Here is a 24,104-nt window from a genome sequence, read left to right on the forward strand (position 1 = left end):
GCAATCCGTTAAGAGGCTTATTTGATGAAGAAAGTACTTATCACCAGTATGTTGCTCTCTATACCTGCGTTTTTTGTATTGCGTGGCTCCCCGCCAACGCCCGATGTGTTAAAGCAAGAAGTGTTTACTCACCAACAACAAATGTCTGATATTCAAGCCGCGTTACAACAAGACCCAAATCAAGCCGATTTGTGGTTTCAGTTGGGGCATGGATACTTGAATCAGCAAGAATTCCAATCAGCACTGATCTGTTTTGATTATGCGGTTCGGTTAAATGATGAGCCGAGTGCCAGCCAGATAGCCGCAAAAGCGACGGCAATCTACTATATCGAAAAGCAGCGTATTACAGAGGAAGTAAAAGGTTTGCTTGAGCAGGCTCTTGAGCTTGAACCGGACAATATGACAGCGTTGACGCTAATGGCTAGTGATCACTTTATTAGCCTTCGTTACTCACAAGCGGTGGCATTGTGGACTCAGTTACTCGAGTCTCAAAATCCTGATTTAGATCGAGTCTCCATTATTCAAGCGCTCAATCAAGCAAAGCAGATGCAAGCTTCACAGTAGTGTTTACCCAAATACCCTCAAGCAGCTTAGTTTAGTGATACACATGATAGAACCAAAAAAAGAAGCCAGCTTAATCGCTGGCTTCATCGTTTTGTTTCTTACTTAGCTGTGTTTTCTACTTAAATCTGTTTCTTACTTAAATCTGTTTCTTACTTAATATTGTGCTTCACGTTGCTCTGCTTTTTTATTCCATTCAGGAACAACGGTTTCTAAGAAGTGTTTTTTCTCAGCATTCATGGTTTCCATATCCATGCCTAATGCTTGTTGTGCTTTTGCTTTCGTTGAGATGTCAGGCAGTTTCACTGGGTCGGTGATGCCTTTTTTCGCAAGTAAGCGGATCAACTTAGTACGTGCATCAGCTGCTCTATCAACAGAAGTACCGAGTACCTCTAGTGCCACTTCTGGTGCATGCATATGGACACCATGTGAAGCGATAGCGTAATCCCAGCGCCACTGTGCATGGCGGATATCTTGTAGAATGTCAGCCATCTCTTCTTCTGTCGCACCCGCGTCCCATGCTGCGCCTGCTTCAAAGTGAGCTGCAACGATTTGCTTCTCAGCCGTAAGCTTCATGTTCAGTACTTGTGCTTTACGAGTGTTAACGATTTCAAGCATCTGGTCTTTAGTCTGAGTATGACAATTTGCACAGGTATCTTCAAAGCGGTCAAATGGGTTACCCACTTTGTGATCGGTATAAACCGTGCCATCTTCTTTGGTTACTTTTGGCATGTGGCAATCAACACAGACGACTTTGTTTTTACCATGGATACCGTCACGCCAAGTTTCATAGCCTGGGTGTTGTGCTTTTAGCATAGGGGCTTTAGAGACTTTGTGAGTCCAATCTTTAAACCCAAGCGCATCGTAGTATTTCTCCATGTCTTCTACCGTTGTGCCCATATCCCATGGGAACTTCACTGATTTGTTCTCTCCTGTGAAGTAGTACTCAACGTGACATTGTCCACATACCGAAGCTTGTTGGTCTAAGCGAGACTGTTTTTCAAATGGTTTATCGATCGCTTTGAATGCTCTATCAACGTAAGGCTTGGCTAATGCTAAGGCTGGTTCACCATTTTTGAATTCGTCACTACGGGTGTCGTGGCAGTCTGCACAGCCAATCGGATTGACGATTTGATCACCTAAACGCGCCCATTTACCAGAGAAATAGCCATCTTCGCCTCGTTCATCGATTGTGCGACCAACATCAGGGCTTTTACAGCTCCAACAGGCCATAGGCATAGGACCGGAATTTTCGTCGGTTGGTGCCCCAGTACGCAAGGTTTGGCGCACATCGTCAATGGCGTAAAAGTGCCCACGGGCTTTATTGTAATCTTTGGCAAAGCCATAGCCTGCCCAAAGAATGACCATATTAGGATCGTCAGCCAGTGCATCATCTAAGCTGTTGCTTTCAGACGTGGCTTTCCAAGAATGATACTGGTCGGGGTGTTGTTGCTCGTAAGCGTCGTTACGAGGATCGATTAAGTCTTTATTTTCAGGTGCAGCAACGCTGGTGGCACTTATAACGGTACTTGCCACTATCGCTAATGCTGCAGCGGATGATTTTATCCAGTGCATTTTATTCACAGTGCTATCTCCATATTCTGTTTTTATTAGCAGCGTTGTGTTCTGACTATATTCCAAACTAAGAATCGGAGTTGCTGATACACATTGTAATAAACTGTAAACGTTTGTTTATTACCCATTCTAATTTGATTGTTTAAGATCAATTTTTATAGGTGATCAGCGTCATAAATAATAGGGTATACCCCCAAAGGGTTAGGCTGTTGGTGCGGGTTTGATAATGTGATTTATTATCATTAAGTGGCTGATTTTACGGGATTACAGTCAGTTGGTGATGGTGATCTAGTTTTGAAGATGAGGAGGTGTTGCTGAAAAAATAAGCGAGTAAACTAATTAATAGCGTTGTGGCTTTTCCAAAATAAGAATTGATTTCATTTGACACGTTAAATAGGTGTCGAAGGATTTTAATTTTTAATCCATTTTAATTTCGCTTTGGTTGTATTAAGTGGAAAAAGAATGGTAACGAGGAAAGAATAATATGGGCAATATCAAGTTGGCCATAGTCATGATGCTGAAGTTTATCCTTTCATCATGCCTCTATGGTTATTCTCTTCATGCCGTTGCCGATACGTCAGCAATTGAGGCAAGCCCTCAAACTACACGACATGAAGTCACCCTTACTCGTGATAAAGACTACAAGTGTATTCAATGTCACAAGGACTCCAAAGAAACGCTATTAGGCTCTCATGGCGAGGAAGCGCATAAGTCGTTAGGACGCGATGTTAATTGTGTTGATTGCCATGTCAGTATTGGTCCTGATCACCGTGAAGGTGCCCCACAGGTCACTAAGTTTAGCAGTGCTCAATCTCAGGCTGGTCACGAAAAAGTGCAGCTCGATCCAGAGGCAATTCTTAAAGCAAACAGTCAATGTACCGATTGCCACCAACCACCAGAGTTGCGTGAATATAGCTGGACACATGATGTGCATGCTAAGAATTTGACCTGCTCAAATTGTCACGATGTCCACGCAAGTGATGCCAAGGTATTGGGGCTGGAACGCAAAGGGCGCATCAAATTGTGTGTCGACTGCCACTCTGATATGACTCAGTTGAAGGAGGAGAAGTAGTATGAAATGTTCTAGACGAAACTTCTTAACAGGTACTGGGGCAGTCATTTTTACAACTGGCGGTGTAGGTTTATCGGTGTTGAGCACTCAGACTGTTGCTGCTGATGAGGCGTCACCTGCAAAACGCTATGGGATGGTCCATGATGAAACGGCATGTATCGGCTGTACAGCGTGTACCGATGCGTGTCGTGACGTAAATAACGTTCCAGAAGGCGTGTCGCGCTTAGAGATCCTCCGTAGCGATCCTCAGGGTGAATACCCAGATGTGACTTATCGATTTACTCGAAAGTCATGTCAGCATTGTGAAAACCCACCATGTGTCTACGTTTGTCCAACGGGGGCTGCTTATAAAGATGAGCAAACCGGCATTATCGATGTGCATAAAGAGAAATGTGTCGGCTGTGGTTATTGCTTAGCGGCATGCCCATATCAAGTGCGTTTCTTTAATCCAGACGATCACTCTGCGGATAAATGTAACTTCTGTCGAGATACAAATCTGGCGGAAGGAAAGCAACCGGCTTGTGTTGAATCGTGCCCGACCAAAGCGCTTACCTTTGGTGATTTGAATGATCCAAGCAGTGATGTTAACCAAGTGATTGAGAACAAAGTGGTATATCGCGACAAAGTACAGTTAGGAACCAAACCTAAGTTGTACAAAGTGCCTCATCAAAAAGGGGAGATATCATAATGAGTGGATTTGAGAGTGCGTTTCAATTTGATTCTCTGGTTTGGGACTGGATCATTGCGGTTTATCTCTTTTTAGCAGGTATGTCAGCCGGTGCGGTGATGATTGCGCTGTATCTTAAGCGCCGTGTCATTGAAGGGGATCCTGCGAATAACGGTATCATGAAGGCGATGGCATGGCTTGCGCCATTTGGCATCATATCGGGTCTGACGATTCTTATCTTCCACCTCACTAAACCTTTGTCTTTTTGGAAGATCATGATTTTCTTCAACCCAACCTCCGTGATGTCGATGGGTGTGATTCTCTTCCAAGTCTATATGGTGGTGCTGTTTATTTGGATTGGAATGATCTTTAGAGCGCCGATCATGAACTGGTTTGATGGCAAACTACCGGATGGGTTACTCAATTGGGCTGATGGTCTGTTGATAAAGCTGAAAAATAGTAGCAATGCAATTGAGCTATTTCTTGGTTTCCTTGCCATTATCTTGGCTGCCTATACTGGCTTTTTGTTATCGGCATTGAAAACTTACCCAATGCTCAACAATCCAGTTCTACCTATTTTGTTCCTTTTCTCAAGTATTTCTTCTGGAGTCGCCGCTTGTTTAATGTTTGGTGTTTTGGTGTTTAAAGAGCCAGCGTCAAGCCCGAGTGTGTCTTGGGTTCACTACATTGAGCGCCCGGTGGTGATGTTTGAATTGTTTGTGCTAGTGACTTTTTTTACTGGCTTGATCTTCAGTGGTGGTCAAAATGAAGTGGCGGCTTGGAATGCCATTGGTGGTGGTTTTTGGTCAAACTGGTTCTGGTTTGGTGTGGTACTGATAGGGATGGTTTTACCTTTGGTTCTCAACAGCATCACATCAAAACAAACTCGCCATAGTGGAGGATACATTTTTGTTGTAACGTTATTGAGTTTGGTTGGCGTACTCATGTTACGTACCTTTATCCTCTACGCAGGTCAGATGACGGTGGTATAACAATGGTAGGAGAGTGGGGGCATTTTGCTCTTATTTGGGTTGTTGTTTCAAGTTCAGTGAGTGCGGTTTATTACGCTTGGCAGAAGCAACAAAAATTAGTTCAACCACTCTCTTTATCCAACATCGCAAGGCTGAATGGTTTATTGGCGTCATTAAGCCTTATTTTATTGGCGGTTTTGTTCGTTCAAGACCAGTTTCAATATGACTATGTGGCGTCGCACTCTAACGTTGCATTGCCTATCTATTTTAAAGTCGCCGCCGTGTGGGGGGGGCATCAAGGCTCGATGCTATTTTGGGTCTTTACCTTATCGTTATGGTCGGCGCTTATTTCGTTGAAAAAGGGGCATGAGCGGCGTTTTGTTCAAGACGTATTATGGGTAATGATGCTGTTTGTCGCCGCGTTTGGCTGGTTTACGCTGATTGCTTCCAATCCTTTTGTATTTTCACCATCAATCGTAGAGCAAGGGCGTGATCTTAACCCCATGCTGCAAGATATTGGTTTGATCTTCCATCCACCTCTTCTCTATTTAGGTTATATCGGTTTCTCTACTGTATTTGCTTTTGCTCTAGCCGCATTAATGAACCCGACTGAAAGTGAACAATGGATCCGAATGTGCCTACCATGGGCACTATCAGCATGGTTTTGTCTCACGGTGGGGATTTTGGTGGGCTCTTGGTGGGCATACAACGAATTGGGCTGGGGTGGGTGGTGGTTTTGGGACCCGGTTGAAAATGCCTCATTACTTCCTTGGTTAACAGGGACGGCTCTACTGCATGCAATGGTCGCGGTAAGACGCAATCAACAGATGCAATTGTGGGCGTTGACGCTTGCACTTATTACGTTTTGCTTAAGCATCTTAGGTACCTTTATTGTTCGCTCTGGCATTTTGACTTCAGTTCATGCGTTTGCCGTTGATCCGAATAAGGGCATCGCTCTGCTCTTGATCCTTGCTTGCGCAATGTCGGCAGGTTTTGTATTGCTGATCAGCCGTGCTGACTCAATAAAGAGTCGGGCGATAGAATCACTACTTAGTCGAAGTTATCTGATTTTATTGGCGTTGGGGTTATTGTCAGTTGCAACGTTAACAGTGTTGCTTGGCACGTTTTACCCGATGATTTATCAAATGCTTGGGTTTGGTCAGGTCTCTGTAGGAGCCCCCTATTTCAATACCTTGTTTCTGCCTTTAACGGTGCTTGTTCTCGGGACTATGGGGATGGTGCCGTTTGTAAAAAGCCACTCAGGGGTGAGTGCATCATGGCGCTTTATTGGCGTTTTGTTTGCGCTTAGCACCTTGGTAGGCTGGGGGGTTTATACCTTACAAGTGAATGCTGTCAGTTTTACCACCTTACTAGTGTGGGGAGTGGCAAGTTGGGTGGTAATAGGGCATCTATATTGGGTGGCACGTCATCGAAAAATTACTTTTATGATTTTGGCGCATATCGGTTTAGCAGTAAGCGCCGTGGGTGCCGTGATGAATTCGCAGCACTCTTATGAAATGAATAAAAAAATGTCACCAGGAACCTCAATCCAAGTGGCTGAGTGGCAAGTCGATTATTTAGAAACTAATTGGTATGTAGGCGGTAACTATACCGCTCAGCAAGGCGTCGTGCAGTTTAGCCAAGGTGAACGAACATTTGTTCTAACACCTGAGCGTCGCCATTATCCTGTTCGTGTGATGAACATGAGTGAGCCAGCAATTCACAGTACTTGGTTCGGCGATTATTATCTAACACTTGGACCTAGAGTCAGTGCAGGGGCTTACGCAGTTAAGATTCAATACAAAGCGTATATAAACTGGGTTTGGTTGGGCGTGTTAATTGCGGCTTGCGGAGCCTTGCTCGCTTTACTACCCGGTTATCAAATCAAGGAGTGCGATTATGTGGCTAAGCAAGCATAAAATTGCTGTTTTTATTGTGGGTTTAGCAGCGTTTATTGCTTTGCTATTGCTGGGGGTACAGACACAACAATTTGGACCACAAACACAACCGACAGTAAGGCAATTTCCCACACAACAACTGTCGACCTTAATCAAACAACAGCCGACAACGGCTCAAGATCTTTTCCAGCAAGAGTATCAAATCGTAAATGTCTGGGCTTCATGGTGTGGTATTTGTCGAACTGAACATCAATTCCTTCATCAACTCGCTAAGCAAGGCGTACCTATCGTGGGGTTAAACTACCGAGATCAACGCCCTCAAGCATTACGTTATTTAACCGAGTTGGGAAACCCGTACCAAGCGGTAATCTATGACCCTCAAGGAAATTTGTCGATTGATCTGGGAGTGGTTGGCACGCCAGAAACCTATCTCGTCAATCAAAATGGCGATATCGTTTATAAATACAGCGGCTTGTTAGATGAGAAGAGCTGGAAGGCGTTTTTTGCGCACTATTTTGCGAGTGTGGGGTAATTCAATGCGGTGGTTATGGGGTATTTTGTTATTGATGAGCTCTGTTGTATTGGCAGAGTCTACACAAATATTTGTTGATTCAAGTGATGCTCAAAAAACACAGGTCGAATTGTTTGAGTTTACTTCACCTGAAATGCAGCAACAGGCGATCGCCTTAGCCAAGTCGCTACGCTGCCCACAATGTCAAAACCAAAACCTCATTGAGTCAAATTCGCCGATTGCACTGGATTTACGGTTGATTGTTTTTGAAATGAAAAATCAAGGGCAAAGTGATCAACAGGTGATCGATTACATGACGGCGAGGTATGGTGAATTTGTTCGCTATAAGCCAGAGTTTTCTTTACGTAATGCCATTCTTTGGGGGTTACCTGTGGTCGTTTTGCTGTTGTTTATTTTGCGTAGCGCCCTGCAGATCACCCGTCGAAATTCCAATAGCTAATTCTTCATAACTTAGTTTTCTAAATGGATAGTGAAATAGTGCTTTAGAAAGCAAAGTGAATTGTTATAGAGTGACGGCAATCTTTTCTGCAATTCAATAAGTCCTGTCTCGTGCTTTACTCAATAGAACAATATGACAAAAATGGTTTCCTTCATGCGCCTAAGTGGCTTTGGCTAGGCTGGATGCTGCTCGCCAAAGCATGGGTCGTGTTTGTCGTTGCTGGGGCAAGCCGTGACAGTGGTGCTACGATATTAAGTTATGTTTATCCAGACCACGATATGCTCTACCTTGGATTGGCGATGGGCTTACCGAGTATCGTCTTGATGTGGTTGATCAGTTTGCGTTCGCCTGAACGTCGCTGGGTGGCAAAAATTGTCTCTTGGGGTAAACCGATAACTTTGATGGCGACTGCAAGCCAATTAATTCAAAGTGGTTACCATGTCTATCTGCAAGCTGGGGCTTTTAGCTGGACCAATGGCGTGATCATGTTGGCGTTGCTGTGGTTTGCCATTTATGTATGCAAGAGTAAAACCGTCAGAGATTGTTTTAAAATAAATGAAACTAGTGGCAAGTGATCATAATCAATACTCGGTAAAAAATAATGGCTACACTGAGCAAAATTAAAATAATGAGGAGCAAATAAATGTCATACCCTCAAACGGCTATCCTTCCAGAAGCGGAACCGTTCGCACATTACACGCAACTAAAAGTGCGTCAAAATGCACCACAAGTGTTGGCGCAATTACAAGCCTTGCCAGCACTTGTTGCTGAACTTAATCAACAACAACCAGAAGCAAAATTGACGTTATCAATTGCTTTTACGCATAGTTTCTGGAGCCAGCTAAACCAAACCATGCCAGAGGAATTGATTGAATTTCCTCAATTGGGTGAAGGCGATATCGTTGCGCCAACTACGGATGTTGACGTGTTGGTTCACTTGCATTCTAACCGTCATGATTTGCACTTTTACGTGATGCGTAAGCTGTTGGGCGAGATTGCTGACGACGTCATCGTGGTTGATGAAACTGCAGGATTCCGCTACCTAGATGCGCGTGATATGACGATGTTTATTGACGGTACAGAGAATCCGAAAGAAGCGGTACGCCAAGAAGTTGCGATTATCCCTGAAGGTGAATTTGTTGGCGGCAGCTATGTCATGGTGCAACGCTTCATTCATAATCTACCAGCATGGAATCGCTTGAATGTCGCAGCACAAGAAAAAGTGATTGGGCGTACTAAACCTGACTCTATCGAATTGGACGACGTTCCGGCAGCTTCGCACGTTGGTCGTGTAGATATTAAAGAAGAAGGCAAAGGTCTGAAGATTGTTCGTCATAGCTTGCCTTACGGCACTGTGAGCGGTGAGCATGGTCTACTGTTTATTGCTTACTGTAATAAACTGCATAACTTTAAGACCATGCTTGAAAGCATGTATGGTGAGACAGATGGTAAAACTGACCAACTTCTACGCTTTACGCATGCGGTCACTGGTGCTTATTTCTTTGCTCCAAGTAGTGAGATGCTACAAAAACTCGCACTGAAATAACCTGATTGTTATACCGAAAGCCGAGCACATGGATGCTCGGCTTTTGTTTTTTAAATCAAAATCCTTAAAGTTCTCCTGCAATTGCCGATAAAGAAGTAACCACTTATTAGGCTATCTGTTTTATGACCATTACAGTTAATACCAATGTCTCAGCAATGACTGCGCAGCGCCACTTGAGCAATGCGACACATTTGTTGAACCAATCTATGGAGAGACTTTCTTCAGGGAGCCGTATTAACAGCGCTAAAGATGATGCCGCAGGTTTACAGATTTCCAATCGTCTTGAAAGCCAAATGAGTGGCTTAAATGTTGCGATGCGTAATGCCAATGATGGTATTTCCATAATGCAAACCGCTGAAGGGGCATTAAAAGAAACCACCAATATCATGCAGCGTATGCGTGACTTGTCATTGCAGTCTGCCAATGGTGCAAATAGCGCTTCTGAGCGACAGGCATTGCAAGAAGAAATGGGTGCTTTGAATGATGAATTGAACAGAATTGCTGAAACTACCTCCTTTGGTGGTCGAAAATTACTCAACGGTTCGTTTAAAGACGCTTCTTTTCAGATCGGTGCAAGTTCCGGTGAAGCGGTACAAGTCACCTTAAAAAATATGCGAACAGATACACTCTCGATGGGCGGCTTTAGTTATATCGCAGCAGCAAAGGCGGGCTCTGATTGGGTGGTTGGTAGTGGGCAGCAACAGCTTAATATGAGCTATACCAATGCCATGGGTGAGTTAGAGAATATTCAAATCAAAGCCAAGCAGGGTGATGATGTTGAAGAGCTTGCCACCTACATTAATGGGCAAACCGACAAAGTGTCTGCTTCTGTTAATGAAGAGGGGCAATTGCAAATCTACATGGCGGGGAGCGAGACCGCAGGAACAATCAGCTTTTCTGGCAGTTTAGCTAATCAACTCAATATGAGTGTGAGTGGTTATGAGGCTGTGGACAGCCTTGATATAACCGATGCGGGGGGAGCGCAAACCGCAGTGTCTGTTATTGATACAGCCTTAAAATTTGTCGATAGTCATCGTGCTGAACTAGGGGCAATGCAGAACCGTTTTGGTCATGCAATTAATAACCTAGGCAACATCAATGAGAATTTGGCAGCCTCAAATAGCCGAATTAAAGATACGGATTATGCTAAAGAAACTACTCAACTGGTTAAGCAGCAAATTTTGCAACAAGTGAGTACGTCTATTCTTGCTCAAGCCAAGCAACAACCTAATCTCGCGTTGACTCTACTCGGCTAGATTTTAAAAAAGAAAAATGTATCGACCTTCAACCAACGAACTTTAGTAAAAAAAGTTATTTTTTTCTGCTTTTATCCATTTAGTCACACTATTCCCCCCAAACGTCTTTTTATCAAAAAAAACTTAAATTTTTTCTAAAGGTTTTCGAACTAGCGCCGTTAATAAAAGTAACTTTGAGAGAACTACTTGGTTTTCCGAGACGTCGGAAACCGGAAACATCGGAAAATCAATTGGAGAAACCACCATGGCAGTGAATGTAAATACTAACGTTTCAGCAATGACAGCTCAGCGTTACCTAAACCAAGCAACTAGCTCACAACAGACTTCAATGGAACGTCTATCGTCTGGTTCTAAAATCAACAGTGCAAAAGACGATGCAGCTGGTCTACAAATCTCAAACCGCCTTAATGTACAAAGCCGCGGTCTAGATGTAGCGGTACGTAACGCTAACGACGGTATCTCTATCGCTCAGACCGCTGAAGGCGCAATGAACGAAACAACAAACATTCTGCAACGTATGCGTGACCTATCGCTACAGTCTTCAAACGGCTCTAACTCTAAATCAGAGCGTGTAGCAATCCAGGAAGAAGTAACAGCGCTAAACGACGAACTAAACCGTATTGCAGAAACGACATCATTTGGTGGTAACAAACTGCTAAATGGTACGTTCACTACTAAATCAATGCAGATCGGTGCTGACAACGGTGAAGCAGTAATGCTAACACTAAACGACATGCGCAGTGACAATGCAGGCATGGGCGGTACTAGCTACATTGCAACAAAAGCAAAAGAGCCTTCATGGACAGTTGATTCTGCTGCAAACGCACTAGATATCACGCTAACAGATGTTGATGGCACAGCTCAAACAATTAATATCGTTGCTAAAGAAGGTGATGATATCGAAGAGCTAGCAACTTACATCAATGGTCAAACTGATATGGTAAAAGCATCAGTTGACGAAGAAGGTAAACTTCAAGTTTACGCTGATAACAACAAAGTAGATGGCGCAGTAACATTTGCAGGCTCACTAGCTGGTGAACTAACAATGGGTGCTGGCGTTGCGAAAACAGTTGATAATATCGACGTAACAACAGTAGGTGGTTCTCAAGAATCAGTGGCGGTAATCGATTCAGCACTTAAGTATGTTGATAGCCACCGTGCAGAGCTTGGTGCTTTCCAAAACCGCTTTGAACACGCAATTAACAACCTAGATAACATCAACGAAAACGTTAATGCATCTAAGAGCCGTATCAAAGATACAGACTTTGCGAAAGAAACAACTGCACTGACTAAGTCGCAAATTCTTTCTCAAGCTTCAAGCTCAATTTTGGCTCAAGCAAAACAAGCGCCAAACTCAGCACTAAGCCTACTAGGCTAATTGTTAGAGTGAATGAAAAAATCCAGCTTCGGCTGGATTTTTTGTTTTTGTAACGAGCAAATATTGCACGTGAGATCTGGAGAGGTCTCACGTTTTTTTTACTAAATGGAGAGTTTAGGAAAAAAAGATAAGTTTTCTCTAAAGGTTATATTTTGTTAGCCGTTAAAGGGCTGAGAGAAATGATATGCATTGAAGTGAGGTGAGAGACACGGATATGCATGCCCTAATGCCTAAGGAGATCAATTATGGCAATCAACGTAAACACGAATGTGTCTGCGATGACAGCACAACGCTATGTCAACAATGCTACCGATGGTATGCAGAAGTCGATGGAACGTTTGTCGTCTGGCTACAAAATCAACAGTGCAAAAGATGATGCAGCGGGTCTGCAAATCTCAAACCGTTTGACGTCTCAAAGTCGCGGTTTAGATATGGCAGTAAAAAATGCCAACGATGGCATTTCGATTTCGCAAACAGCAGAAGGTGCAATGAATGAAACCACCAACATTCTGCAACGTATGCGCGACCTTGCATTGCAATCATCAAATGGTTCGAACTCACGTTCAGAGCGTGTTGCAATTCAAGAAGAAGTCACAGCACTTAACGATGAATTAAATCGTATTGCAGAGACAACTTCTTTTGGTGGTAACAAACTCTTGAATGGTCAATTTGGTAGTAAATCTTTCCAAATAGGTTCGAGTTCTGGTGAAGCAGTTCAACTGAGCATGGGTAATATGCGTTCAGATACTGCTGATATGGGTGGTAAATCTTACGTAGCAGCTACGGGTAAAGCCGCTGATTGGCGTGTGGATTCCAGCGCTACTGATATCACACTGGATTACACTGATGTGCATGGTGCGGCTAAATCTTTAACCATCAACGCCAAAGAGGGCGATGACATTGAGCAACTAGCGACCTACATAAACGGTCAAAGTGAAGATGTTAAAGCTTCGGTTGGTGAAGACGGTAAGATGCAAGTGTTCGCCGCAACTAACAAAGTGGATGGTGACGTCACTATCGCTGGTGCTCTAGGGACTGATCTAGGCTTTGCTGCGGCGAAAGAAGTGACGGTTGCTGATGTTGATGTTACGACTGTTGCTGGTTCACAGCTTGCTGTGTCGGTAATTGACGGTGCACTAAAGTCAGTTGATAGCCAACGTGCCTCACTGGGTGCATTCCAAAACCGTTTTGGACATGCAATTAACAACCTAGAAAATATCAACGAGAACGTCAACGCTTCGCGTGGTCGTATTCGTGATACGGACTACGCTAAAGAAACGACCCAAATGACGAAATCGCAGATTCTGCAGCAAGCGAGTACGTCAGTATTGGCGCAAGCGAAGCAGAGTCCAACAGCTGCATTGAGCCTTTTGGGTTAAGGCAAACAATGCCGAGCCGATTAGGTAAATAAGCGTGAAATGTTGTTTACCTATGAGGTGGAAGGGAGATTGTTATGGAAATACCATCCTACGCGTCGAACATCCAGTCTTATGGCTCACAAAGTGGCACTAAAATTGCTTCGGAATATGATAACCCGCAAGGTGTTTCCTTACCTTCGAAGAGAGATGTGGCATCAGAAATAGACCAGTTAACCTCACGTGGGATTGAACAGGCGATGGAAGTTGTGCAAGCAAAGCAGAAACTTTCAGAGCAAGAGCGAGAGAAAGCGGTAGAGCAGATGAACGAGTTTATCTCCTCTATCAAAACTGGTTTATCGTTTCGGATTGATGAACAATCTGGGCGAGATGTTGTAACTATTTACGAAGAGAGTACTGGCGAAATTATTCGGCAGATACCCGATGAAGAAATGCTAGAAGTCTTGCGACGTCTTAGAGAGCAGACTGCCCGGTATTCTTCTGGGCTTTTGATCGATAAGGTGTAATCGTATTTTTTGAGGTGATTGAATGAGTTTAGGCCCGATAGGGATGAATACTGGCATGGATATCAATGCCATGGTAAGCAAAATTGTTGACGCGGAGCGTGCCCCTAAGCAGCAACGTATTAACAATGAGCTTAACCAGATTGATTCCAGTATCAGTGCCTATGGTCGACTCAGAGAGTCGCTGGATACGATGAAAGATTTAATGGCGAGTTTTCGCCAAGAAAAGGCGTTTGCGGCAAGAAAGGTAGAATCAACTGATGATGCCGTTGTGTCTGCAACCGCCACGACTGAAGCGATCGCAGGTCGTTATGCTGTCGATGTATTGCAACTTGCTCAGAGCCATAAAATTGCCTCAGATGTTTTTCCTGAAGATGTAAAATTTGGCGCTGGTGAGTTGCGAATTTCGATGGGCAACAAATCATTTGTTGTGGATGTAAAAGAGCACTCCAAGTTACCTGACATCGTGCGCAGTATTAATGGCGATAAAAGTAATCCCGGAGTGCGCGCTTCCGTTATTAACGATGTAAACGGTCCTCGTTTGATTGTGGCTTCGGAAGTGTCAGGGCAAGACAATTCGGTAAGCATGAGTGTTAAGTCACCGCAGCCAAATAACCCTTTAAAACAACTTGAATACCAAACTCTTGAACAACGTGTTTCCAACTTGGAAAAAGCGCGAGCCAGTGCGCAAGAGTTACTCAGCCCATTAACCCCTCAAGAGCAGTTAGTCGCAGACCGAATTGCGCAGCGAAATGTTGATGCGGCAAGGAGTGTCGACCAAGAAATTGCCGATGCAACCAAACAAGCGGCAACGATTGTCGACCCTAATGCAGCTAAAGACGTTACACCCACCAACCCGATTTCTGATAAAGCGTTAGCTGCCGCAGCAAGTGCGGGGCAAGCGGCGAATAAATACATCAAACCGGAAGACCGCATCCCTGGTTGGACAGAAACGGCGTCAGGTACACTGCTTGACTCTTATTGGGAGCCAGAACCTGAACTCGATGCCAAAGCACTAGAGAAATCAGGTGATGTTCCGGGTTGGACCAATTCTGCATCAGGCACATTGACTGACTCTTATGTCACGCCTAAGGAAGCGCAAGCGGCACTAGATAAAAAGCTAGCAGCAGAGCAAGCGGTGATAGAGTCAGCAAACAAAGATGAAATAGACAAAATTGACGCTGCATTAGCGGCGGGTAATTTAAATGATGCGCAAGCAAAACAGGCAAAGTTGGAATTGTTGCCTGTGGAACAACGAGATTATTTACAACGCATTGAAAAGGCACAGCAAGACCTCAAATTGGCACAGACTTCATTTGATGCCTATGGTGGTATGAGCCAAGTTCAAGCGGCGCAAGACTCGAAAGTGATGCTTGATGGTGTTGCCCAGTTATCGAGCAATAACAACATTATTGAAAACGCGATTGATGGTGTTGATCTGACGTTGAAAGGGCGAACTCAGCCAGGTAAACAAGCCTCTGAAATAGATATTGAGTACAACCGTCAGGGAGTACGTGAAGATATTGAGCAATTTGTCGCCGCATACAATCAGTTCCATCAGCTTTCTAAAGATCTGTCTAGTGTTGACCCAGTTTCAGGTCAAAGAGGTCCGCTCGCAGGGGATAGCGTCGTGCGCAGTGCTGATTCTCGACTTAAGTCTGTCTTCTCGTCGAGCATTGATCCCGCTCCGGAGGAACTAAAGTCACTGACTGAGTTTGGTATCACCACCACTCGTCAGGGCACGCTTGAAATAAACTACAACATGCTCGATAAACAACTGAACAACAACTTCAATAAGCTGGAAGATTTTTTTGGTGGTAACGAAGGTTTTGCTAAAAAAGTCGAAGATGCAATTCACGGTATCACCGGTGTGCAAGGTGCTCTTCGTACACGTGAAAAAAGTTTGGTTGAACGTAACTATCGTATTCAAGATGACCAAGTCACTCTCGATAGACGAATGGAAGGGTTAGAAAAGCGTACGCACGCCAAATTTTCGGCAATGCAAGACTCAACCAGTAAGATGCAGCAACAACTCGCAGGGATGATGAATGCATTTGGCGGATGATTTTTATACCAAAGTGGTCAATTTAAGTGAAATTGATCACATTATTACTAAAGAGCTTTCATCGGTCGACATTAATGCTGAAGAAATTAGCGAGTTGGTCGATAAAAGGGAACAATTATTGCTGAGTCTTTTGGGCTTAATAGACGAGTCGCCACAATTAGCTCAGACTGAGCACTGGCAATCGGCAATTAATCAGACGCAAAAAGTGATCATATTGATGCAAGAGAAAACCCAACTTATAGGTCAATCCTTGTATAAATATCGACACGGCAATAAGTCTGTTCAGCAGTACAAAAAGTTTTTATAAAGAGGAAAGTTATGCGCGGTTCATTACAGGCTTACAAGAAGGTATCGGTAGATAGCCAGCTCAGTGCGGCCTCCCCGCATAAAATCGTACAGATGCTAATGGCGGGTGCCATTGAGCGCTTAATCCAAGGTAAAGCTGCTATGCAGCAAGGCAATATTCCCGTTAAAGGTGAGCGTTTGGGTAAGGCTTTGGACATTATTATCAGCTTGCGCAGCTGCCTATCTATGGATGATGGTGGTGATATAGCGCAAAATCTTGACCAATTATACGAATTTATGGTTACACAAATAACTGCGGCCAACCACAAAAATGACCCTCAGTTGATAGATGACGTAATAGATATTATTCGTGAGATAAAATCAGCGTGGGATCAGATACCAACTGAGTTTCATAACCTTACAGCCAAAGAAGTTGGTGTGTAATTTTTCATTAATGGTTTGTTAATGATATTAGTTATTTAGAACTATCAGCCTTGGGTAAACATCACACCATATAATTGCTTGGTTGCCTTATTTTTTTTATCAAATAGAATAGACGCCACTAATAAGCCTAGTGGCTAATTTCTGTTGCTAAAATTACCGTTTGAAAGTCGATTGAAAATTACTCGAAATAAATATTGAACTTCAAATTTTTTAGCAGATCCAAGTATTAATAAAGGCAATCATTCTCATCTATGCAAGGCTTAGCAAAATTACTGGTCATTGAAGACGACGCTCAAGCACAAACAAATCTAGCTTCAATTTTAGATTTTGTTGGCGAGCAGTGTGAAGTCGTTAGTGCTGGACAACTCGACTCGCTAGATCTTTCCGGTATTTGGTCTGGTTGTATTGTCGGCTCGATTGACAAGGCTGAAGACGCGACCAAACTGAATGAGCGACTTTTAAACGCAAGCCACATACCACTGCTAATCGCCAATTCCCAATTTCCGTTTGTCGAAGATCTCACTAACTACGTGGGTGATCTTGCATACCCATTGAACTACCCTCAGCTCAGTGAAGCACTGCGCCATTGCCGTGATTTCCTTGGACGCAAAGGGGTTAACGTTGTCTCTTCGGCGCGTAAAAATACCTTATTTCGTAGCCTAGTTGGCCAAAGTCATGGCATTAAAGAAGTTCGCCATTTGATTGAGCAAGTTTCATCGACTGAAGCGAACGTGCTGATCTTAGGTGAATCTGGTACGGGTAAAGAAGTCGTCGCACGAAATATTCATTATCATTCAGCTCGCCGTAGCGGTCCTTTTGTTCCCATTAACTGCGGGGCAATTCCACCGGATCTTCTAGAAAGTGAACTGTTCGGTCATGAAAAAGGTGCGTTTACGGGGGCAATTACTGCACGTAAAGGGCGTTTTGAACTGGCTGAAGGCGGCACACTGTTTCTCGATGAAATAGGCGACATGCCGATGCCGATGCAAGTTAAATTGCTGCGCGTGCTGCAAGAGCGTTGCTTTGAACGTGTGGGTGGTAATAACACTATTCGCGCTAATGTACGCGTAATTGCGGCGACTCATCGAAATCTTGAAACAATGATTAGCGATAGCTCATTTAGAGAAGATTTGTACTATCGTCTCAATGTTTTCCCAATTGAAATGCCTGCACTGCGTGATCGCAAAGAAGATATTCCATTACTGTTACAAGAGCTGATGACGCGTATGGAAGCAGAAGGTGCACAACCTATTTGCTTTACGCCTCGCTCGATCAATTCACTGATGGAACATGATTGGCCGGGTAACGTTCGTGAGTTGGCTAACTTGGTCGAACGGATGATCATCTTGTATCCAAACAGCTTGGTGGATGTTAACCATTTGCCAACCAAGTACCGTTACAGTGACATACCAGAGTTTCAGCCGGAATATAACCCGGTTGCTTCTATTGAAGAGCAAGAGCGTGACGTTCTGCAGAACATATTTTCTGATGACTTCAGTGCTGACCATATGGATATTTTCCCTAGTGGTGACAATGCTCCACAAGCTCTACCACCAGAAGGTGTTAACTTGAAAGAGATGCTAGCCGATCTTGAAGTGGCTATGATCAACCAAGCGTTGGATGCGCAAGGTGGTATTGTGGCAAGAGCAGCAGATATGCTAGGCATGCGCCGCACGACACTGGTTGAAAAAATGCGGAAGTACAACTTGCAACGATAGGTTTTAGACCATGTCAAAATAATGACTATGCATTAAGTTGTTGTATTTGAATAAGAAATGGCTTGGCTTGCTTTTTGCATTCCAAGCCATTGTAGTATCTAAGGCAAAATAACGGCGAGTAAGTTGGTCATTGATGGACAATCATTTAGGATCTTTGGAAGAACAAGTAGAGCGTTATAAACAAGTTCTCGATGTAATGCCGGCAGGGGTGATCTTGTTGGACACGCAAGGGGTGGTAAGAGAAGCTAACCCTGAAGCGGAGCGTTTACTCGAAGTCCCATTAGTCGGTCATAAATGGTTTGAAGTGATCCAGTGGGCGTTTGCACCACGTGAAGATGATGGGCATGAAATCTCTTTGCGTAACGGATGCAAGGTTCGCTTGGCAATCTCCGCCTCGACAACGGGCCAGCTTATTTTAATCACCGACCTGACAGAAACACGTTTATTACAATCGCGTATTAGTGACTTGCAGCGTCTGTCTTCTATTGGTCGTATGGTGGCTTCTTTGGCGCATCAAGTTCGCACGCCATTGTCGAGCGCTATGCTGTACGCTGCTAATTTGAGTGCACCAAACTTACCGCCAGCAACGAAAGAACGTTTTCAAAGCAAGTTAGTTGATCGACTACAAGATCTTGAAAAGCAAGTAAATGATATGCTTCTTTTTGCAAAGGGTGGTGACAATAAGGTTGTGAAACCGTTTACCATTGGCGAATTGGTCGCAGAGTTTTCACCTATGGTCGAAAGTGCACTTAAAAATAATGCCATCGATTATTGCTTAGAGGTGGAAGAAGAGTCGGCGCGCTTAATGGGCAATGCGAATGCGATTGCATCGGCGTTAAGCAACTTGGTGATGAATGCCATTCAAATCGCAGGAAAAGAGTCACAACTTGATGTGTTTTTCCGCCCCGTTAACGATGAACTAAAAATCTCGGTACAAGACAGTGGACCGGGTGTGCCAAAAGAACTGCAACAAAAAATTATGGAACCTTTCTTCACCACTCGCTCACAAGGTACGGGTTTAGGCCTTGCGGTGGTGCAAATGGTGTGCCGCGCACATGATGGAAGGCTAGAACTCATTTCGGAAGAAGGTGACGGTGCTTGCTTTACGGTTTGTATACCGTTAGAAGGCAAGTCAGCTCAACCTTCAGACCAATCAGTCACGACTGGAGAATAACATGGCTCAAAGCAAGGTACTTATCGTAGAGGATGACGAAGGTCTACGCGAAGCGCTCGTCGATACCTTAGCTCTAGCTGGCTACGAATGGCTCGAAGCGGATAGTGCTGAAGATGCGCTGGTTAAGTTAAAGTCCAACGCCGTCGATATTGTCGTCTCTGATGTTCAAATGGCAGGGATGGGTGGCTTAGCGTTATTACGCAATATCAAACAGCATTGGCCGAATTTACCCGTGTTGTTGATGACAGCTTACGCCAATATCGAAGATGCAGTTTCAGCAATGAAAGATGGCGCCATTGATTATATGGCAAAGCCATTCGCCCCAGAAGTTTTATTAAATATGGTCAGCCGTTATGCGCCGGTGAAGTCAGATGACAATGGCGATGCGGTGGTAGCTGATGAGAAAAGCTTAAAGCTGCTGGTTTTAGCTGAGAAAGTGGCGAAAACCGATGCCAATGTTATGGTGCTAGGTCCAAGTGGTTCGGGCAAAGAAGTGATGTCTCGCTACATTCACAATGCATCAAATCGTAAAGATGGGCCATTTATCGCCATCAACTGTGCTGCGATTCCCGACAATATGCTGGAAGCAACGTTGTTTGGCTATGAAAAAGGAGCATTCACTGGTGCCGTGCAAGCGTGTCCAGGAAAGTTCGAGCAAGCGCAAGGTGGAACAATCTTACTCGATGAAATCAGCGAGATGGATCTCAGCTTACAAGCTAAATTATTGCGTGTTTTACAAGAGCGCGAAGTGGAGCGCCTTGGTAGCCGTAAGAGCATCAAACTGGATGTGCGAGTATTGGCAACCAGTAACCGTGATCTAAAGCAGTATGTACAAGAAGGTAACTTCCGCGAAGATTTGTACTACCGCTTAAATGTATTCCCAATTGCTTGGCCAGCTTTGTGCGACCGAAAGGGTGATATTGAGCCATTAGCCAAGCATCTAGTTGAGCGTCATTGCCAAAAACAAGGTATGCCAGTACCGACTTTTAACCAAGAAGCGTTGAGTAAGCTGCTTGCTTATCCATGGCCAGGTAATGTGCGTGAGCTTGATAATGTCATTCAACGTGCGTTGATTTTGAGTGAAAGCGGGCATATCAGCGGCGAACATATCTTGTTAGAAGGTTTAGACTGGCAAGATGCAACTAGCTTGCAGCAAGTGGTTGAAAACTGCAGTGTGGTTGTGCCTTCGATCAAACCTGTTGCGCAAGCTGAGCCGTTGAACGTATTGGCAAGCCACTCAGGATTGGGGAATGAACTTAGGGATCAAGAGTATGCTATCATTCTTGAAACTTTAGTTGAGTGCGGTGGTCGCCGCAAAGAAATGGCAGAAAAGCTTGGGATCAGCCCACGCACTTTGCGCTATAAGCTCGCAAAAATGCGCGATTCGGGGATTGATATTCCAAACTAACGTGCTATTTTCGTAGGTTAATAGCTTGATGGCATAGCGCTTGCAGTGTCAGTAATATAACGGAGTTGGCAGTCAAAGAATTGACTTCTGAGGTAATGATGAGAATAGATGGCTTTAATAATGAAATGCAGGTGATGATGCTGGAAGCCGGCAACACCAAACCTGCGGCAACCGGTCAAGCTGTCGGTGCTGATTTTAAAGATCTATTGAACAATGCCATCAATAACGTCAATAGCCTTGCTAAGACTTCTAGTGATCTTCAAACTCGTTTTGACCGTGGTGATGAGAACGTTTCATTGTCCGATGTCATGATTGCGCGTAACAAGTCGAGTGTTGCGTTTGAGGCTACAATTCAAGTACGGAATAAGCTCGTAGAGTCGTACAAAGAATTGATGAATATGCCAGTATAATTTAGGTATCGTCAGTGTCTGAACAAAACCAGTCAACAGATTTAGCCTTATCCGATTCTTCGTCAGACGGTGCGCTTGTCGCGCACCATGATTTAGATGGTGGTGGTCAAAATCCCGATTTAGATGAAAAAAGTAGCTCTAAGTTTGATTTAGCCGTTGGTGACCTTGACCTGATGCGTCAAGTCGTTTTGGTGCTGTCTATTTCAATCTGTGTGGCATTGATTGTGATGCTCTTCTTTTGGGTTAAAGAACCTGAAATGCGTCCACTTGGGGCCTATGAAACCGAAGAGCTTATCCCCATTCTTGATCATCTCGATCAACAAAAAACCGACTATAAACTTGAAGGTAACACCGTTCTAGTTCCCACAAGCGAATACAGTAGTTTGAAGCTGAACCTTGCTCGAGCGGGATTAAACCAAGCGACGGAAGCTGGTGATGATATCTTATTGCAAGATATGGGCTTTGGTGTTTCTCAACGTCTAGAGCTAGAACGTTTGAAGCTCAGTAGAGAGCGCCAACTTTCAAAAGCAATGGAAGAAATGAAGCAGGTGCGTCGTGCACGAGTTCTGCTTGCATTGCCTAAGCAAAGTGTTTTTGTACGTCACAACCAAGAAGCCTCCGCTTCGGTATTCTTAACGCTTAAATCGGGTAACAACCTAAAACAAGAAGAAGTCGATTCTATAGTTGATATGGTGTCGAGCGCGGTTCCGGGGATGAAACCGAACCGAGTCACCGTTACCGATCAACATGGTCGATTACTCAGCTCAGGTTCGCAAGATGAAGCCTCTATGGCTCGTCGTAAAGAGCATGAATTAGAGCGTAAGCAAGAAGCTGCATTGCGTGAAAAAATTGATTCGGTGCTGATCCCTATTCTAGGGTTTGGTAACTATACCGCGCAGGTAGATATTGAACTTGATTTCAGCGCGGTAGAACAAACACGTAAGAGCTTTGATCCCAATACACCGGCTACACGCAGTGAATATACCCTAGAAGATTACAACAATGGCAACGTGGTTGCTGGGGTTCCGGGTGCGTTGAGCAACCAACCTCCCGCGGATGCATCCATTCCTCAGGATGTCGCGCAGATGAAAGATGGCTCAGTACTGGGACAAGGCTCAGTGCATAAAGAAGCCACGCGTAATTTTGAATTAGACACCACCATTAGCCACGAGCGCCGTCAAACCGGTGTAGTGAATCGCCAAACGGTGGCAGTCGCGATTAAGAATCGCGCTATCGTCAACCCAGATACGGGGACAACGACTTACCAACCTCTGTCTGAGGCAGACTTAAATTCAATTCGCCAAGTACTGATTGGCGCTGTGGGCTTTAGTCAAGCTCGCGGAGATTTACTCAATGTACTGAGTATGCAATTTGCGGAACCAGAAATGGACGCGGTTGTTGACGCGCCAATTTGGGAACATCCAAACTTCAATGATTGGGTCCGTTGGCTTGCAAGTGCCTTAGTGATCATTATCGTGATTGTGGTACTGGTTCGCCCGGCAATGAAGAAACTTCTTAACCCAGCAGCGGAAGAAGAAGATCAGATGTACGGTCCTGACGGTTTACCTATTGGTGTGGATGGTGAGACCAGTCTGATAGGTGGTGACCTAGATGGTGGCGAACTATTCGAGTTTGGTTCAAGTATTGATCTACCAAATCTTCATAAAGATGAAGACGTATTGAAAGCTGTACGTGCGCTAGTGGCCAACGAGCCTGAACTAGCAGCGCAAGTTGTTAAGAATTGGATGAAAGATGGCTAACGAAATCGTACCCCAAGCCCAAGGCGGTGAAGTTGTTGAAGCTACCGTAGATATCTCAACCATTCCTGGTGAAGAGCGAGCAGCGATCTTGTTGCTCAGCCTCAATGAGGAAGACGCGGCAGGTATCATTCGCCATTTGGAGCCAAAACAAGTTCAGCGCGTTGGTAGCGCAATGGCGCGCGCCGCTGATCTGAGCCAAGACAAAGTTGGCGCGGTTCACCGTGCTTTCTTGGAAGATATTCAGAAATACACCAACATCGGTATGGGCAGTGAAGACTTCATGCGTAATACCCTTGTTGCCGCATTAGGGCAAGACAAAGCCAACAACCTAGTTGACCAAATTCTATTGGGTACGGGGTCTAAAGGTCTTGATTCATTGAAATGGATGGATCCACGCCAAGTGGCAAGCATCATTATCAATGAACACCCACAGATTCAAACCATTGTATTGTCGTATCTTGAACCGGATCAGTCAGCGGAAATTCTGTCACAGTTTGCTGAACGTGACCGTTTAGACTTGATGATGCGTATCGCTAACCTTGAAGAAGTTCAACCATCAGCATTGGCTGAGTTGAATGAAATCATGGAGAAGCAGTTTGCTGGTCAAGCGGGTGCACAAGCGGCCAAAATTGGCGGCTTGAAAGCAGCAGCCGAGATCATGAACTACATGGACAACAACGTCGAAGGCGTCTTGATGGAGCAAATTCGCGACCAAGACGAAGACATGGCGACCCAAATTCAAGATCTTATGTTTGTCTTCGAGAACCTTATCGAAGTGGACGACCAAGGTATTCAAAAGCTGCTGCGTGACGTTCCACAAGATGTCCTACAGCGTGCACTCAAAGGTGCGGATGATGGCTTGCGTGATAAGATCTTCAAGAACATGTCGAAACGTGCTGCTGAGATGATGCGGGATGATCTCGAAGCGATGCCGCCAATCAAAGTTTCTGATGTTGAAGCGGCGCAAAAAGAAGTACTGGCGATTGCACGTCGTATGGCTGATGCCGGCGAACTTATGCTTTCTGGTGGTGCGGACGAATTCTTATAATTTATTGCTGTTGCAAGG

General features: G+C 44.5%; 23 protein-coding genes. 22 read left to right on the top strand and 1 reads right to left on the bottom strand.

The genetic code is table 11. The features are described from left to right. Positions 1–24 precede the first annotated feature (24 nt). Positions 25–564 carry a TPR domain-containing protein gene (locus H2O73_RS15090; RefSeq protein WP_182109697.1) on the top strand — a complete coding sequence of 180 codons (540 nt, stop codon included), beginning with the start codon at positions 25–27 and terminating at the stop codon, positions 562–564. Between the two features lie 153 nt (positions 565–717). Here H2O73_RS15090 and nrfA read toward each other — a convergent pair whose 3' ends face one another. Beyond that, on the bottom strand, positions 718–2,136 hold the full coding sequence (gene nrfA, locus H2O73_RS15095; RefSeq protein ID WP_182109746.1) for an ammonia-forming nitrite reductase cytochrome c552 subunit: 1,419 nt from the start codon (positions 2,134–2,136) through the stop codon (positions 718–720). Positions 2,137–2,620: 484 nt separating this feature from the next. Between nrfA and nrfB the strand changes: the two genes are divergently transcribed. From nrfB to fliG, 21 genes are all read left to right on the top strand, one after another. After that, positions 2,621–3,208, top strand: a complete 588-nt coding sequence (gene nrfB / locus H2O73_RS15100; protein ID WP_182109698.1) for a cytochrome c nitrite reductase pentaheme subunit — start codon at positions 2,621–2,623, stop codon at positions 3,206–3,208. A 1-nt stretch (position 3,209) separates the two neighbouring features. Next, on the top strand, positions 3,210–3,896 hold the full coding sequence (gene nrfC / locus H2O73_RS15105; RefSeq protein ID WP_182109699.1) for a cytochrome c nitrite reductase Fe-S protein: 687 nt from the start codon (positions 3,210–3,212) through the stop codon (positions 3,894–3,896). Beyond that, positions 3,896–4,867 carry a cytochrome c nitrite reductase subunit NrfD gene (gene nrfD / locus H2O73_RS15110; protein ID WP_182109700.1) on the top strand — a complete coding sequence of 324 codons (972 nt, stop codon included), beginning with the start codon at positions 3,896–3,898 and terminating at the stop codon, positions 4,865–4,867. The genes nrfC and nrfD overlap by 1 nt, the downstream gene beginning before the upstream one ends. Positions 4,868–4,869: 2 nt before the next feature. After that, a complete protein-coding gene (locus H2O73_RS15115; protein ID WP_182109701.1) occupies positions 4,870–6,765 on the top strand; it encodes a heme lyase CcmF/NrfE family subunit in 1,896 nt (631 codons plus the stop codon). Beyond that, positions 6,746–7,276 carry a DsbE family thiol:disulfide interchange protein gene (locus tag H2O73_RS15120; RefSeq protein ID WP_182109702.1) on the top strand — a complete coding sequence of 177 codons (531 nt, stop codon included), beginning with the start codon at positions 6,746–6,748 and terminating at the stop codon, positions 7,274–7,276. Before H2O73_RS15115 ends, H2O73_RS15120 begins: the two co-directional genes overlap by 20 nt. A 4-nt stretch (positions 7,277–7,280) precedes the next feature. Further along, a complete protein-coding gene (locus H2O73_RS15125) occupies positions 7,281–7,715 on the top strand; it encodes a cytochrome c-type biogenesis protein (protein WP_182109703.1) in 435 nt (144 codons plus the stop codon). Positions 7,716–7,825: 110 nt separating this feature from the next. Further along, positions 7,826–8,290 carry a DUF2919 domain-containing protein gene (locus H2O73_RS15130; RefSeq protein ID WP_182109704.1) on the top strand — a complete coding sequence of 155 codons (465 nt, stop codon included), beginning with the start codon at positions 7,826–7,828 and terminating at the stop codon, positions 8,288–8,290. Between the two features lie 68 nt (positions 8,291–8,358). Next, entirely contained in the window at positions 8,359–9,261 is a 903-nt protein-coding gene (locus H2O73_RS15135) for a Dyp-type peroxidase (RefSeq protein WP_182109705.1), read from the top strand. Between the two features lie 122 nt (positions 9,262–9,383). After that, a complete protein-coding gene (locus tag H2O73_RS15140; RefSeq protein WP_182109706.1) occupies positions 9,384–10,517 on the top strand; it encodes a flagellin in 1,134 nt (377 codons plus the stop codon). 244 nt (positions 10,518–10,761) lie between these two features. Then, complete coding sequence (locus tag H2O73_RS15145) at positions 10,762–11,895, top strand: flagellin (RefSeq protein WP_182109707.1); 1,134 nt, start codon at positions 10,762–10,764, stop codon at positions 11,893–11,895. 245 nt (positions 11,896–12,140) lie between these two features. After that, positions 12,141–13,274 carry a flagellin gene (locus H2O73_RS15150; protein WP_182109708.1) on the top strand — a complete coding sequence of 378 codons (1,134 nt, stop codon included), beginning with the start codon at positions 12,141–12,143 and terminating at the stop codon, positions 13,272–13,274. Between the two features lie 74 nt (positions 13,275–13,348). Beyond that, entirely contained in the window at positions 13,349–13,777 is a 429-nt protein-coding gene (gene flaG, locus H2O73_RS15155) for a flagellar protein FlaG (RefSeq protein ID WP_182109709.1), read from the top strand. Between the two features lie 22 nt (positions 13,778–13,799). Continuing rightward, complete coding sequence (gene fliD / locus H2O73_RS15160) at positions 13,800–15,839, top strand: flagellar filament capping protein FliD (RefSeq protein ID WP_182109710.1); 2,040 nt, start codon at positions 13,800–13,802, stop codon at positions 15,837–15,839. Continuing rightward, entirely contained in the window at positions 15,823–16,146 is a 324-nt protein-coding gene (locus H2O73_RS15165) for a flagellar protein FliT (RefSeq protein WP_182109711.1), read from the top strand. The genes fliD and H2O73_RS15165 overlap by 17 nt, the downstream gene beginning before the upstream one ends. Positions 16,147–16,157: 11 nt before the next feature. Continuing rightward, a complete protein-coding gene (gene fliS, locus H2O73_RS15170) occupies positions 16,158–16,568 on the top strand; it encodes a flagellar export chaperone FliS (RefSeq protein WP_182109712.1) in 411 nt (136 codons plus the stop codon). 251 nt (positions 16,569–16,819) lie between these two features. Further along, positions 16,820–18,286 (top strand): sigma-54 dependent transcriptional regulator, encoded by a 1,467-nt coding sequence (locus H2O73_RS15175; RefSeq protein ID WP_182109713.1) that lies wholly within the window; start codon positions 16,820–16,822, stop codon positions 18,284–18,286. A gap of 133 nt (positions 18,287–18,419) precedes the next feature. Next, on the top strand, positions 18,420–19,460 hold the full coding sequence (locus tag H2O73_RS15180) for a sensor histidine kinase (protein WP_182109714.1): 1,041 nt from the start codon (positions 18,420–18,422) through the stop codon (positions 19,458–19,460). A gap of 1 nt (position 19,461) precedes the next feature. Beyond that, complete coding sequence (locus H2O73_RS15185) at positions 19,462–20,868, top strand: sigma-54-dependent transcriptional regulator (protein ID WP_182109715.1); 1,407 nt, start codon at positions 19,462–19,464, stop codon at positions 20,866–20,868. A gap of 98 nt (positions 20,869–20,966) precedes the next feature. Then, positions 20,967–21,278 (top strand): flagellar hook-basal body complex protein FliE, encoded by a 312-nt coding sequence (fliE, locus tag H2O73_RS15190; protein ID WP_182109747.1) that lies wholly within the window; start codon positions 20,967–20,969, stop codon positions 21,276–21,278. A gap of 14 nt (positions 21,279–21,292) precedes the next feature. Next, positions 21,293–23,038: a flagellar basal-body MS-ring/collar protein FliF gene (gene fliF / locus H2O73_RS15195; RefSeq protein ID WP_182109716.1), complete on the top strand. Its 1,746-nt coding sequence runs from the start codon at positions 21,293–21,295 to the stop codon at positions 23,036–23,038. Further along, complete coding sequence (gene fliG, locus H2O73_RS15200) at positions 23,031–24,086, top strand: flagellar motor switch protein FliG (protein ID WP_182109717.1); 1,056 nt, start codon at positions 23,031–23,033, stop codon at positions 24,084–24,086. Before fliF ends, fliG begins: the two co-directional genes overlap by 8 nt. The last annotated feature ends 18 nt before the right edge of the window (positions 24,087–24,104 follow it).

The sequence above is a fragment of the Vibrio marinisediminis genome, from assembly GCF_014050145.1.
Lineage (GTDB): Bacteria > Pseudomonadota > Gammaproteobacteria > Enterobacterales > Vibrionaceae > Vibrio > Vibrio marinisediminis.